This window comes from Microcystis sp. LE19-195.1E, from assembly GCF_027532095.1.
GTDB classification, from domain to species: domain Bacteria; phylum Cyanobacteriota; class Cyanobacteriia; order Cyanobacteriales; family Microcystaceae; genus Microcystis; species Microcystis aeruginosa.
In genome coordinates this window covers 1-13,358 of the sequence record NZ_JAPZSZ010000263.1, presented here as the reverse complement: position 1 = coordinate 13,358, position 13,358 = coordinate 1, and the positions used below count along the sequence as shown (strand labels likewise).

General features: G+C 43.9%; 16 protein-coding genes and 3 tRNA genes. 12 read left to right on the top strand and 7 right to left on the bottom strand.

Features of this window, described 5'->3' with window-relative positions:
* The 3 genes from O9300_RS14850 to psbU all read right to left on the bottom strand — a co-directional run.
* Positions 1-105 (bottom strand): helix-turn-helix domain-containing protein (locus O9300_RS14850; protein ID WP_272013563.1); only part of this gene is annotated, 105 nt, incomplete at its 3' end.
* 201 nt (positions 106-306) lie between these two features.
* Positions 307-1,974: an L-aspartate oxidase gene (gene nadB, locus O9300_RS14845; protein WP_287972429.1), complete on the bottom strand. Its 1,668-nt coding sequence runs from the start codon at positions 1,972-1,974 to the stop codon at positions 307-309.
* A 191-nt stretch (positions 1,975-2,165) separates the two neighbouring features.
* Positions 2,166-2,573 (bottom strand): photosystem II complex extrinsic protein PsbU, encoded by a 408-nt coding sequence (gene psbU / locus O9300_RS14840; protein ID WP_002761160.1) that lies wholly within the window; start codon positions 2,571-2,573, stop codon positions 2,166-2,168.
* Positions 2,574-3,051: 478 nt separating this feature from the next.
* Between psbU and O9300_RS14835 the strand changes: the two genes are divergently transcribed.
* From O9300_RS14835 to O9300_RS14815, 5 genes are all read left to right on the top strand, one after another.
* The gene (locus O9300_RS14835) at positions 3,052-3,687 is read left to right on the top strand and encodes a peroxiredoxin (RefSeq protein WP_002761158.1); all 636 of its coding nucleotides are present in this window, start codon (positions 3,052-3,054) and stop codon (positions 3,685-3,687) included.
* A 591-nt stretch (positions 3,688-4,278) separates the two neighbouring features.
* On the top strand, positions 4,279-4,575 hold the full coding sequence (locus O9300_RS14830; RefSeq protein ID WP_287972428.1) for a ferredoxin: 297 nt from the start codon (positions 4,279-4,281) through the stop codon (positions 4,573-4,575).
* 142 nt (positions 4,576-4,717) lie between these two features.
* Positions 4,718-4,802: transfer RNA gene (locus tag O9300_RS14825), tRNA-Tyr, on the top strand.
* Between the two features lie 8 nt (positions 4,803-4,810).
* Positions 4,811-4,882: transfer RNA gene (locus O9300_RS14820), tRNA-Thr, on the top strand.
* Between the two features lie 315 nt (positions 4,883-5,197).
* Positions 5,198-8,206: an alpha-mannosidase gene (locus O9300_RS14815; RefSeq protein WP_287972427.1), complete on the top strand. Its 3,009-nt coding sequence runs from the start codon at positions 5,198-5,200 to the stop codon at positions 8,204-8,206.
* Here the strand turns inward: O9300_RS14815 and psbN are convergent.
* Positions 8,203-8,334: a photosystem II reaction center protein PsbN gene (gene psbN / locus O9300_RS14810; RefSeq protein ID WP_012266479.1), complete on the bottom strand. Its 132-nt coding sequence runs from the start codon at positions 8,332-8,334 to the stop codon at positions 8,203-8,205. The two genes, O9300_RS14815 and psbN, sit on opposite strands and share 4 nt — an antisense overlap.
* 168 nt (positions 8,335-8,502) lie before the next feature.
* On the opposite strand from psbN, the gene O9300_RS14805 reads away from it, so the two are divergent.
* The 7 genes from O9300_RS14805 to rplA all read left to right on the top strand — a co-directional run bounded on the left by O9300_RS14805 (position 8,503) and on the right by rplA (position 12,289).
* Positions 8,503-9,351, top strand: coding sequence for a carbonic anhydrase (locus tag O9300_RS14805; RefSeq protein WP_287972426.1), 849 nt, complete (start codon positions 8,503-8,505; stop codon positions 9,349-9,351).
* 228 nt (positions 9,352-9,579) lie between these two features.
* On the top strand, positions 9,580-9,942 hold the full coding sequence (rplS, locus tag O9300_RS14800; protein WP_002738040.1) for a 50S ribosomal protein L19: 363 nt from the start codon (positions 9,580-9,582) through the stop codon (positions 9,940-9,942).
* A gap of 101 nt (positions 9,943-10,043) precedes the next feature.
* A tRNA-Trp gene (locus O9300_RS14795) sits at positions 10,044-10,116 on the top strand.
* A 124-nt stretch (positions 10,117-10,240) separates the two neighbouring features.
* The gene (gene secE / locus O9300_RS14790) at positions 10,241-10,477 is read left to right on the top strand and encodes a preprotein translocase subunit SecE (RefSeq protein WP_002765998.1); all 237 of its coding nucleotides are present in this window, start codon (positions 10,241-10,243) and stop codon (positions 10,475-10,477) included.
* Positions 10,474-11,091, top strand: coding sequence for a transcription termination/antitermination protein NusG (gene nusG, locus O9300_RS14785; protein ID WP_147070770.1), 618 nt, complete (start codon positions 10,474-10,476; stop codon positions 11,089-11,091). The genes secE and nusG overlap by 4 nt, the downstream gene beginning before the upstream one ends.
* Before the next feature lie 3 nt (positions 11,092-11,094).
* The gene (rplK, locus tag O9300_RS14780; RefSeq protein ID WP_079208987.1) at positions 11,095-11,520 is read left to right on the top strand and encodes a 50S ribosomal protein L11; all 426 of its coding nucleotides are present in this window, start codon (positions 11,095-11,097) and stop codon (positions 11,518-11,520) included.
* A 55-nt stretch (positions 11,521-11,575) separates the two neighbouring features.
* Positions 11,576-12,289 (top strand): 50S ribosomal protein L1, encoded by a 714-nt coding sequence (rplA, locus tag O9300_RS14775; RefSeq protein ID WP_287972423.1) that lies wholly within the window; start codon positions 11,576-11,578, stop codon positions 12,287-12,289.
* Positions 12,290-12,361: 72 nt separating this feature from the next.
* Here rplA and O9300_RS14770 read toward each other — a convergent pair whose 3' ends face one another.
* The 3 genes from O9300_RS14770 to O9300_RS14760 form a co-directional block, all read right to left on the bottom strand.
* Positions 12,362-12,685, bottom strand: coding sequence for a hypothetical protein (locus O9300_RS14770; protein WP_287730995.1), 324 nt, complete (start codon positions 12,683-12,685; stop codon positions 12,362-12,364).
* Positions 12,651-12,938, bottom strand: a complete 288-nt coding sequence (locus tag O9300_RS14765) for a BrnT family toxin (protein WP_287730994.1) — start codon at positions 12,936-12,938, stop codon at positions 12,651-12,653. The genes O9300_RS14770 and O9300_RS14765 overlap by 35 nt, the downstream gene beginning before the upstream one ends.
* Positions 12,939-13,225: 287 nt before the next feature.
* A partial coding sequence (locus O9300_RS14760) for a transposase (protein ID WP_287969943.1) occupies positions 13,226-13,358 on the bottom strand: 133 nt, incomplete at its 5' end.

Sequence of the window (13,358 nt, the reverse complement as noted above, 5' to 3'; positions counted from 1 at the left end):
GTGGAGAGCTTTGTTGTAAACTAATCTTACACAGCCCAATGTGCGCCGCAATAGCGACTCTTGTGTTGGTGTGGGGTAAAATCGAAACGAATAGGCTTTTTCCATGTCTCACATTTTAGCATATATTTCGTAAACGATGCTAATATTTAACAGTAAAGCCGTCGTAGAACGACGGGGTTTCAGACCCAAATTTTCGATGATTGGGAAAAGCCCTCGGTGAGCGTGGGACGAATAGTACGGCTCCTAGGAGCGAGGATAGAGTCCACTGTTTAGAGCTTAGGGATTATCTGTGAAAAACTGGCTTAATTAAGCTTGCACAGGCGTTTTGCGCCATGTTCGACCTTGAATAGTCGTGTGGAATTGCCAATTAGCTACGGTTTCTGGATAATCGCCCCGATAGTGACCGCCTCGGCTTTCTGCTCGTAATAAGGCACTTTCCAGAATTAAGTCGGCGATGTCTAGAAGATTTAATGTCTCGATCGCTATTCTTATTTCTAACTGCACCGAGGGACACAAAAATAATTGTCCTTTGTCGGGGAGAAGATTCTGGAGAAATTGGCCTATCTTTAAGGAATGTAACTGTTGTTTCCACTGTTGCACCCGTAGGATAGCAATTTCTAACTCATTTTGAAATCGGCAAATTCCCGCATTTTCCCACATTAAAATCGGTAATTCTCTCCGTACTTTTTGCCAGTCTTCCTGTTCTTCCTGCCAGTTTTCCGCAATTTCTAAGGGTTTTTCGGGTCTTTTCCCACGAAAGTTTTCTGGCTCTAGACCTATTTCAACTAAATTTGCCGCAAAGACAATACATTCCAAGAGAGAATTACTGGCTAAACGATTGGCTCCATGAACACCTGTACTAGATGCTTCGCCGATCGCATACAAACCGGATAGAGAAGTGCGGGCGTTTAAATCTGTGGCCACTCCTCCCATCCAATAGTGAGCGGCGGGGGCGACCGGAATCACATCCTCAAGCACATTAATGCCCCATTTTTGACAGATGCGGATAATATTAGGAAAACGATAACGCAGACGCTCCGGTTCGATTGGTCTTAAATCTAGATATACTTTGGCATGGGCGGGATCGTCGGAGGTTTTTTGCAAATGGCTAAAAATCGCCCGACTCACCACATCCCGGGGGGCCAATTCTCCGGCCGGATGGTAATCGAAGGCAAAACGCCGCCCCCGGTCATCAATTAAATGCGCTCCTTCGCCGCGCACCGCTTCACTAATTAAAAACCGCGGTGCCCCCGGCACAGTCAAAGCGGTGGGGTGAAACTGAAAAAATTCCGGGTCGCGAATCACTGCCCCAGCACGCCAAGCCAGGGCGACTCCATCCCCGGTGCTAACGGCGGGATTAGTGGTTTGGGCGTAGACTTGACCGCCGCCTCCCGTAGCCAGAATGACTGCTTGCGCTCGCAGCCAACAGAGATGATCTTGATGGAGTAAACAAATACCTTGACAGCGTTGCCCTTCCGGGTCAAGCCAGAGTTTCAGCGCAATCGCTTGGGGAATAATGGTAATATTGGGGCGTTCGACCACTTTTTCCATCAGGGTACTGACGATCGCTCTCCCCGTGCGATCAGCTGCGTGCAGCACCCTGGCCTGGGAGTGGGCAGCCTCAAGAGTGCGGGCTAAGTCGTCTCCAGAGCGATCAAAACTAACCCCCAACCGCACCAAATCAGCGATCGCTTGGGGGGCTTTCTCGACTAAAAACTGCACGGCATAGCGATCGCATAAGCCTGCTCCAGCTTTCAGGGTATCTTCTAAATGGAAAACGGGGGAATCCTGCGGGGACGTGGCCGCCGCAATTCCTCCCTGCGCCCAATCACTAGCCCCAGTTTTTAAATCTTCTTTGGTAATTAAACCCACCTTCAAGTTAGGGGGTAAACACAGCGCGGCATACAATCCCGCCGCTCCCGATCCCACCACTAAAACATCTTGATAACTCGGCAGTTGCGAGGAAACGACCATTGAGGGATGAATTGATAAATTCTATTCATTCTAGCATTCCATTTCTCTATAGCTCTGGCAAAAATCGCCAGTCTTTCCTTGGGGCAGTATGCCAGATTCTTTTTTTTGCCCCTTGCCTTCAGAAGCTGATCACTGAAAAAGGTGAGCGATCGCTCACCTTGGAATTTTTTTAAAACCGCAATTAACTGGATTTAGTAAACTCCGGGGTTAAAACGGTCATCACCCTCGATAAATTCTTTAGAAGGCTCAGTAACGGTAAATTTCTCCAGATTAGCCTGTAAACGCTCTTTTTGAGTGGCCGAGAGTCCGGGGATATTGAGGACATCTTCCACTTCTTGGTAGGGGGCGTTTTTGATGATTTTACCGGCTAAATTGGGATAGAAACCTCTCAAGTCCCGGAAATCGCGAATATCACTGTTATTGAGGTCGATTTTCGCCCCAAATTCTGTGGTTAGTTTGGCATCGGCCGCATTTAAGACCGCCACAGGAAGAGAAGGAAGGGCGATCGAGGTGAGATTGAGAGCTTGAGCAGGAACTTTGCCCCAAAAACTCCCGATAATCAAGGCAATTACCGCCAGCAGACGAACAAGATTCTTCATTGCAGTTGTGGTCTCCTAAAACCAAGGCAAATTAACGATCAGGACAAGAAATTAAGCCGTCAGCTTTCCGACTAGGCATAGGGTGGGTAGTTGGGATTTGCCACCGCAGCCTAGCTATTAGCTGAACGCTGATACCTAGTTAAAAAAGTTATATCATGCCATTAGACCAGATCATAACCTAGTTTGCCCCCCTAGGGGAAGGGTTTTGCGGTTTTGGGGTTTGATCACAAAGAACAAGTTGGTTAGGAGAATCTAAATCGCTAAAACCCTTTTCTGGCAAAGACTTTCCTGCTGCCATCTGGCGGCTGCTACAGTTGAATTTCCCTATTTCCCTATCTCCCCACTTCCCCCATTTCCTCAATCCCCTATCCCCTAACCCAATTATTATAAATCCCTAAAATTATCAATGACGAACAGCACTCCTATGGCATCATAAACTGTTGCTTGTCTTGAAATACATAATAAGGAAGACACAATTATGGCTCTCCAATTGGGTGATATCGTTCCAGATTTTACACAAGATTCTAGTGAAGGTCCGATTTCTTTTCACCAGTGGGTAGGAGATAGCTGGGTGGTGCTGTTCTCGCACCCGGCTGATTATACCCCCGTTTGTACCACGGAATTAGGTACGGTGGCTAGTCTTAAGTCAGAATTTGAGCGACGCAATGTGAAAGTGATCGCTTTGAGTGTGGATAGTGCCGAATCCCATCGGGGTTGGATTAATGACATCAACGAAACTCAAAACACTACCGTTAACTATCCGATTATCGCCGATGGCGATCGCAAAGTGTCGGATCTCTACGGCATGATTCACCCTAATTCCCTCAATAATCTGACGGTACGTTCGGTGTTTATCATCGATCCCAACAAAAAATTACGTTTAACCATTACCTATCCTGCCAGCACGGGACGCAATTTTAACGAGATACTGCGGGTGATTGACTCCCTGCAGCTCACCGATAACTATCAAGTGGCTACCCCCGCTAACTGGACCGACGGCGGCGATTGTGTGGTGGTTCCCTCTATTCCCACTGAAGAAGCTCGTAGCAAATTCCCCAAAGGAGTTGAAGAAATCAAACCCTATCTACGCATGACTCCCCAACCTAATAAGTAATTAGTGATGGGTAATCGGTGAACCATATCCTGGAAAACTGACAATCCAAAAACCATAAAATCTTGAGCGAGGGTTGGCTATCCGTTAAAACGGATGCTACCCCTGGCAACAGGGGATTTATCTCCCTTTATCATTTATTGGTTTGATTGTCAATATATTTTTTCATAGTTTCCCTAGATGTGTTACCGGCAGTAGTGCCGAAAAGCAATTTCTTGGCTGGGTTAAAGACAATTCATCGACATCTATCTTAACTATAAGTTAAATTAATATTTAACAAAAATCGGCTTAAGGCTAAAAAAACAATGAACATTATGGCTCCAAATGCTTAGTAGTGCTTAGTTTAGCTAGATTGTAGATCGATGAAATTATCTAGAGATCGAGCAAGGAGCGTCAAGAATTCTGGGTTAGATATATAAGTAAATTTTATTTTAAGTTTATTTAAGACTGTCATTACTAATGCAAGGCTGAGTCAGGCAGATTTTCCCGTAGTATCAAAAATGAAACTCGCTCGCATCGTTCACTCTGACTGCGAGCGAGAGGCAATTGTAGAGACTGCCGCTTTCACTAGCATTTAATTAAGAGGAACAACCGATGGCAACTTATCAAGTCACCCTAAAAACACCCGATGGCGATCAGACAATTGAGGTTCCCGATGATGAGTACATTCTCGATATAGCTGAAGAAGCAGGACTGGACTTACCCTATTCCTGCCGTGCGGGAGCTTGCTCCACCTGTGCCGGTAAACTTGTATCCGGTAGCGTTGATCAATCCGATCAATCCTTCTTAGATGACGATCAAATTGAAGCGGGTTATGTCCTCACCTGCGTCGCCTATCCTACCTCTGACTGTGTGATCCTCACCCACCAAGAAGAAGCAGCTTTAAAGTAATCTCTCTCAAGATCGTCAGAAAACTCCCTTTAAGTGCTATCTATGGTGCTTAACGGGAGTTATTTTATGGCTCAAAAATTTTTTCCCTAAACACTTGTGCGTTTTAGCTAAGGGTGCTATGATTGTTAATCGTGGAATTAATGGGTCGGTGCCCGAGTGGTTAATGGGGGCGGACTGTAAATCCGTTGGCTACGCCTACGCTGGTTCGAATCCGGCCCGGCCCACCACGATCAATGCCCGTGTAGCTCAGTGGTAGAGCACACCCTTGGTAAGGGTGAGGTCATGAGTTCAATCCTCATCACGGGCTTTTTCTTACCTGCTCATTCTCAATAAACCGTTGAAGGATGAGATTAAGTAGGGTCTCCTGAATAAATCTAAAAACCTTGTTGGATAATATTTTTAGGCTTTTTTGAAATCAAAAAGTACCGGCCATTGGAGGGATCGGGGGGTAAATTTAGGGACTTTTTCCCTGAAAATTAGGTAATTTACCCGATGAAAATGGGTAAAACCCCACACCCCACACCCCACACCCTACACCCTGCCCCTAGGAAAAACTTTTTCAGCAGACCCCAATTAGTCCTCGATCGCCTAAAATAGTCAAAATTACCTTATTTGTTGGCTCATGTCTCCCCTGGACAACATCGCTAAACTGTCTCACCTCACCCGCAGAGATGTTCAGAAAAATTGGTTTATCGCTACAGCAGCGGGAAAACCAATTCAACCCGTCACCCTCAATGAAAAACAATACATTATTTGGCCTGCCGGCAGACAAATCCAATATCTAACTCAAAAAATTATTGTCCCCGAACATTTAGCCGGTTATCCTTTAGAGGGAATGGAACTGAGATTAATCTTAACTTGGTGGGCGGAAGATGTCAAAATTTATGTTAATAATCAATTTATCCAAGCAGGAGACCTCTTTGATTCTTCCACCCGCATTTTACTTTCCAACTCGGTCTCTACTGGTCAAGAAATTCTTGTTACTCTCCGTTTAGTCAGTCCCAATCATGATATTGGTGGTTTGATGAAATCGCAGTTAATCTATGAATATAGCCAAGCTATCGATCCTAGTTTTGTTGCTGATGAATTAACCATTCTCCATAATTATCTGCAAACTTTTTATCCTGAAAACTTAGCGGCTTTTACCGCTACTCTCGATAATATTGACTGGGATAATGTCACCAACAAAGATAAATTTAATCAATCCCTAGAATCAATTCGTCAATCCCTACAACCCCTCGCTCAACCTCTCAAAGAACGCAGTTTTCATCTTCTCGGCCACGCACATTTAGATCTGGCTTGGTTGTGGCCGTTGGCAGAAACTTGGCAAGTGGCAAAAAACACTTTTATCTCGGTTTTAAACCTGCAAAAAGATTTTCCTGCCCTCATATTTGGTCATTCTAGCCCCCTAATTTACGAATGGATAGAAAAACATCATCCTGACCTGTTTCAAGCAATGCTAGAGGCATATAAAGGGCAATCTTGGGAACTTTTGGGCGGGATGTGGGTAGAACCAGAAGTCAATTTAATTTCTGGGGAATCCCTATTTCGACAACTACTTTATGGACAAAAATATTTTCAAGAAAAATTTGGACAAATCACTGAAACTGCTTGGCTACCGGATACCTTTGGGTTTCCCTACCAATTGCCGCAAATTCTTAAATCCTTTGGCATAAAATATTTTGTAACCGGGAAACTACATTGGAATGATACGACTAAATTTCCCCACGGTTTTTTCTGGTGGCAATCTCCCGATGGCAGTAAAATTCTTTCCCTAATGTCTCCTCCCAATGTTGCCGGAGTTATGGATACTAATCCAATTATTATGACCGATCATGCTCTCAATTGGGAACGGCAAACCGGATTAAAAGATATTTTTTGGCTGCCAGGTGTTGGCGACCATGGCGGCGGTCCGACTCGTGATATGTTAGAGGTGGCCCAACGTTGGCAAAAATCTCCTTTTTTCCCCCAGTTAAAATTTAGCCAAGCAACAACTTATCTGAACAGTCTGGAGACAAGTAATCTCCCTATCTGGGATGATGAATTATATCTAGAATTCCATCGCGGTTGTTATACTACCCACGCTGACCAAAAGGCCTATAATCGTTACTGTGAAATCCTCTTGTATCAAGGAGAATTATGGTCTTCTCTGGCTAATATCTTACTAGAGATTCCCTATCCGAAAGTTGAGATAGAATCGGCATGGAAAAAGGTTTTATTAAATCAGTTTCACGATATACTGCCTGGTACTTCTATACCCGAAGTCTTTAGGGATGCCAATCAGTTATGGCAGCAAGTTATCACCACAGGTGAAGCAATTTTAGATCAAGCTTTACAAGCAATTGCCACTCAAATTAATTTACCTAATCCCCCCCATCCTCAAGCAAAACCTTTTCTAGTTTTTAATTCTCTTAACTGGGAAAGATCCCAGGTTATCTCTTTAGCTGTAGAATCTGTAAATTGCTCGGTTTATGACTTAAATAATTGTCTCTGTCCTTCGCAATTATCCCACGACAATCAACTGTTATTTATCGCTGAAAATATTCCTGCTGTGGGTTATAAGTTATTTTGGTTAGTTGCCAATCAGCAAGCAACCGAGAAAAATTTAACTAACTGCCAATTTATTTTAGATAATGGCTTGCTTAAAGTTACTATTAACTCGGAAACGGGGGATATAGATAGTATATTTGATATAATTAATCAAAAAGAAATCCTGCAAGCTGCGGGGAACCAATTACAGGGATTTAAAGATCAAGGGCAATATTGGGACGCTTGGAATATCGATCCGAATTATCAACAATATCCCTTATCTAAAACAGTATTAAAATCGATCGAATGCTTAGAATGTGGTCCCTTGCGCTGGCAGATTCGCGTGATCAGAAGTTTAGCTGATTCGGAATTTTGTCAAGATTATATCTTAGAAAAAGATTCTCCTATTCTCCAGATTAAAACTATTGTTAATTGGCAGCAAGAACATACTTTAGTAAAAACCGCTTTTCCTCTCACCCTAAACAGCGATTTTACCACCTATGAAATTGCCTGTGGTGCGATCGAGCGTTCCCACGAACCAGAATCACCAAAATGGGAAGTTTACGGTCATAAATGGGCGGATTTAACCGATACAGAGGCAAACTACGGGGTGAGTCTTTTAAATAATAATAAATATGGCTATGATGCTACTAACCGGCAACTGCGATTAACTCTGTTGAGAAGTCCCCGATGGCCCGATCCCGAGGCGGATCTGGGGAAACAAGAATTTACCTATGCAATATATCCCCATCAAGGTAACTGGAAAACGGCGAAAACTGTCCATCACGCTTGGCAGTTAAACTTACCTGTCACCGTTGTTTTTATTACTAATTCTTATCGATCAAACCAGTTGCCACCCGTGGCACAATGGTTAAAATTATCGGCCGATAACTTAATTTTAATGAGTTTCAAACAAAGTGAAACATCCTTTCGGGGTTGGGTAATGCGCGTTTATGAATGTCAGGGAGAAAACGCTGTTATTGATTGGCAAAATCAATTACAATTAACAATAAAAGAATCGATCGACGGTTTAGAAAGAGCGATCGATCCTGTTGAGCAACTTTCTCCTTGGCAGATAGCCACATGGTTATTAAAGAATTAATCTTCGTGATCTTCAAAAGGATCGCTTAATTCTGCTGCTGGCGGCCCAAAAGCGGTATAAAGAGCTAAAACGGTAATCCCCACCAAAGCGGCAGCGATCGAAATACCCAAAATTGTTGCAGTTTCCATAAAATAAAATTTGCTTAGATACAGTCTGTATCTTATCTTAACAAAATATAACCGATCTCGCCGTCGATAGCGATCGCTAATCTGGCCAGTTGCATTGCTGTTATCTCATGCCCGATAATGCTGAAAGGATCAACTAAATAGCGATCAAACTAAACCAGAAAAATTATTATGAAGAAACTCCTACAGGGACTAGAAAAGTTCCAGAGTGGTTATTTTGATGAACATCGGCAATTATTTGAGCAACTCTCCCACGGACAAAAACCGAGAATACTGTTTATTACCTGTTCCGATTCCAGGATCGATCCTAACCTAATTACCCAAGCGGAGGTGGGGGAATTATTCGTAATTCGTAATGCGGGAAATATAATTCCTCCCTACGGGGCAACCAATGGTGGTGAAGGTGCATCTATAGAATATGCTATCAACGCTCTCGGCATCGAGCAAGTGATTATCTGCGGTCACTCCCATTGTGGAGCGATGAAAGGTTTATTAAAATTGCAGAGTCTGGCCGATGAAATGCCTTTAGTTTACGATTGGTTAAAGCAAGCAGAAGCTACTCGACGTTTAGTTAAGGATAATTACAAAGAACTAAAAGGAGAAGAACTGATCGAGGTGACAGTAGCAGAAAATGTTCTCAATCAGTTAAGTAATTTGCAAACCTATCCAATTATTCGTTCCCGATTACATCAGGGTAAATTGTCCCTACACGGTTGGATTTTTCGGATTGAAACCGGCGAAATTTTCGCCTATGATCCCATCCTACACGATTTTGTCGCTCCCCATAGTAAAATTACCCATCCCGAACCAGAAGACAATTTACCCCCTAGTCGTCACCTTCCCAATAGTCATCCCTTCAAGATTTCTGAGGATTATATCCGGACTAATGCGGACGTAAAAAAAGCGACTCCTGCGGTTAATACTGTGGCGAAAAAGAATGGCTCCTCAACCCAAAAACCGGGCTATAATTATTTAGACCCCTCCCAAGCTGATCGCATTTATCGCGGTTCGAGAAGTTAATTAGGGATTAGAGAAATTCTCTAGAGATGTGCTTATTACCGTCTCTAGAGTGGCAGTTAAGGGCAAGAGCCTTCCCGGTTGATAATGACCGTAATCCGGGACAATCACCCTAACATCTGGTGACAGCATCGGCAAGTCAGCAACGCTCAGTGTTAGGAAAGCTAATAGCTATTGCTTTTTACTCAAAAAATATGGTATGATGGAAAACTGTCAGTTTTACGAAAGCCGATGAAAACGGAAGAGATTATCAAATCAATCGAAGCCGAGTATCTCAAGAGCGATCTGCCCATTATCCATGTCGGTGACACGATCCGGGTAGGGGTGCGAATCGTTGAAGGAGATAAAGAGCGGATTCAGCCCTACGAGGGCATTGTCATCGCCAAACGCCATGGCGGTATCAACGAAACGATTACAGTACGCAAAGTCTTCCAGGGTGTGGGAGTAGAAAGAGTCTTCCTGCTCCACTCGCCGCGGGTTGCCAGTATCAAGATCATCCGTCGTGGTAAAGTACGTCGGGCGAAACTCTACTATCTGCGCGATCGGGTTGGCAAAGCCACCCGGGTACAAGAACGTTTCGATCGCCCTCTCTAAAAATTTTCCGGCGACAGCCTAACCAAGAAAGTTGCTCAATCGCCAACAACTACGCTATAATAAATAAAGGCCTTAAAAAAGCCAAATAGTTTAGCGAATGGGCGCTCTTAGTTCAGTTGGTAGAACGCAGGTCTCCAAAACCTGATGTCGGGGGTTCAAGTCCTCCAGGGCGCGTTTGGTAATCACCAAGCCGATAACTGCAAAGGACATGATCTAAATGTCTGGGGGTTAGTGTGGGTTGTCCGGTGAAAATGATAAGTTAAGGATAGCTTGAGTATCATTTTAAGGAGTAGCGATCGTGGCCAAAAAAGAAACCCTAGAAAAAGACACGAGCGACAAGAAAGAGGGAAGCTCCTTTCAGGTCAAGGAATTCGTCAATGAAACCAAAGAAGAACTCGCCAAAGTCGTCTGGCCTTCCCGTCAGCAACTTTTGAGTGAATCAGCGGCCGTGATGTTAATGGTGACTTTGGTAGCCACTCTCATCTATCTGATTGATAAATTCTTTGCCTGGGGTGCGGGAAAGGTGTTCCCATGAGTCTAGAAGAAGAACAGTTTCCCGAAGAAGTCAATCTCAGCAACCTACCGAAAAAACCCCGTTGGTATGCCGTGCAGGTGGCTTCTGGTTGTGAGAAACGGGTCAAAGCTAATTTGGAACAGCGCATCCACACCCTCGATGTGGCCGATCGCATTCTGCAAGTCCAGATTCCCCAAGCGGCCACCGTCAAAGTCCGCAAGGATGGTTCACGGCAACATGGTGAGGAAAAAGTCTTCCCCGGTTATGTCCTGATCAAAATGATCATGGATGATGACGCTTGGCAGGTGGTAAAAAACACCCCCCACGTGATCAACTTTGTCGGGGCCGAACAAAAGCGCCACTACGGACGCGGCCGCGGTCACGTCACCCCGCTACCCTTGAGTATGTCAGAAGTCGATCGCATCTTCAAACAAGCTCAGATTCAAGAACCCGTCGTCAAAATCAATATGGAAGTTGGCGATCAAATCTTGGTTCTATCTGGTCCATTTAAGGACTTTGAAGGGGAAGTGATCGAAGTTAGTCCCGAGCGCGGCAAACTCAAGGCCCTGCTCTCCATTTTTGGTCGGGATACCCCGGTCGAATTGGAATTTAATCAAGTCGAAAAACAAAACTAAATCATGGCTAAAAAAGTCGTCGCAATTATTAAACTAGCTTTACCTGCTGGTAAGGCTAACCCTGCTCCTCCCGTGGGTCCTGCTTTAGGTCAACACGGGGTGAATATTATGGCGTTTTGTAAAGATTACAACGCTAAAACCGCCGATCAGGCTGGGATGATCATCCCTGTGGAAATCTCCGTTTTTGAGGATCGTAGTTTTACCTTTGTCCTCAAAACTCCCCCCGCTTCCGTTCTCATCCGCAAAGCGGCCGGTGTGGAAAGAGGTTCCAACGAACCCAACAAGAAATTTGTCGCCACCATTACCCGCGACCAATTACGGGAAATCGCCCGGACTAAAATGCCCGATCTTAACGCTAACGACATCGAAGCGGCCATGAATATTGTGGCGGGAACGGCCAGAAATATGGGTGTCAAGATCTCAGACTAAATCTTATTTCGGGGAGAAGTTAAGCTTCGTTATTACCCAAGGAGCAACAAATCAGATGGTAAGAAAAGTTTCACGACGTTTGCGAGATGCCCAGGCTAAGGTAGAAAATAAAGCCTACGAGCCATTAGAGGCACTGACATTATTAAAGGAATTAGCGACGGCGAAATTCGACGAAACCGCCGAAGCTCATATTCGTTTAGGTATCGATCCTAAATATACCGACCAACAACTGCGGACAACGGTAAGTTTACCCAAAGGAACCGGACGCACGGTGCGAGTAGCGGTCATTACTCGCGGGGAAAAGGTACAGGAAGCGAACAACGCCGGGGCCGATATCGTTGGTTCGGAAGAATTAATCGAAGAAATCGCCAAGGGGATGATGGATTTCGAGGTTTTGATCGCCACCCCCGATATGATGCCGAAAGTGGCTAAATTAGGTCGTCAACTCGGTCCGCGGGGTTTAATGCCTTCACCGAAAGGGGGAACCGTAACCACGGATTTAACGGGGGCAATCGCTGAGTTTAAAGCGGGTAAATTGGAATTCCGGGCTGATCGCACCGGTATCGTTCACGTTCAATTTGGTAAAGCTTCTTTTAGTGCCGAGGATTTGTTAATCAATTTGAAAGCTTTACAGGAAACGGTGGACAGAAACCGGCCTTCCGGGGCCAAGGGGCGTTACTGGCGTACAGTTTACGTTTCTTCCTCCATGGGGCCATCGATTCAAGTGGATATTAGCACCCTGCGGGATCTGAAATTAGCAGAAGGTTAATGACAGTTATTTTTTCTGAAAAAGCCTCCAAGTAATTGGGGGTGTTTTTTGGGGATTTTATCTATTCTAAGATCATTGATTTTCATTTTTGGGTTCTTCTATAATCAATACAGCATGATATTGTCCTTCTTTTAAATTTGAGGGAACTTGTACGGTTAATTGACCTTCATTGTTAACGAATGCTTCAACTTCAATGGTTTTCATGTTAACATATCTCTCTTCATTTTCTGCTATAATCTTAACGGTAGAAGCATCCTTATCTGCTAAAGACCGAGCATACTTTCCTCTGACTGCACTTTTTAAATGAGACTCCGTTAAAACCTCAGAATAATCATCTAACATTTCATCATCATTGATGGGATCATTCATTACTTTGTTCATAGATTTTTCTTTCATGTTTAGTTACTCTCCTAGCACTAATGATTCTGATGTTTTCTTGTCTTTCAGCATGAACAACTAAAAGCAAGCGGTTTTGACTAGAATAACCAATTGTCAAAAAACGATCTTCTAAGATTGAATGAGTAGGATCATCTAAAGTCAAAGAATAGGTATCTTCAAATACAGTTTTAGCCTCATTAAAAGAAATATCGTGTTTTCTCAGATTTATCTTAGCTTTATCTTCATCCCATTCAAAATTAGTCGTCACCATCTCAATTATACACAATAAATAAAATAAGTGGTATAAAAATCGCCCACCTTACTATGGTAAACCTTTAGTTAACTAAAGTGCGCTCGCCTTTGGCTAGATACTTTCGGGATCGCTCTATCTTGATCTTTATAGATGTTGGAAAAAAAACAATAAATTTGTGATACTGTTATCATTTTGACAAGTTATTGATGCTCTTTCTCAAGAAGATCGTCTATCTCAAGGTCGCGAGAGGACTCCCGTTAAACCGCTACGCAGTTAACGGGAGATGAATCGCGACCAGAATGAAACTAACGCGGTAGGGTTTCCACTTTCGGGGAGTTTTTTTGGTTCTCGACGTATTTTTTTAGTTGTTCGACAGTAACGCCGCCACAACTAGCCACGAAATAACCTCCCGTCCAAAAATAAGGTTTATTGTCGAAA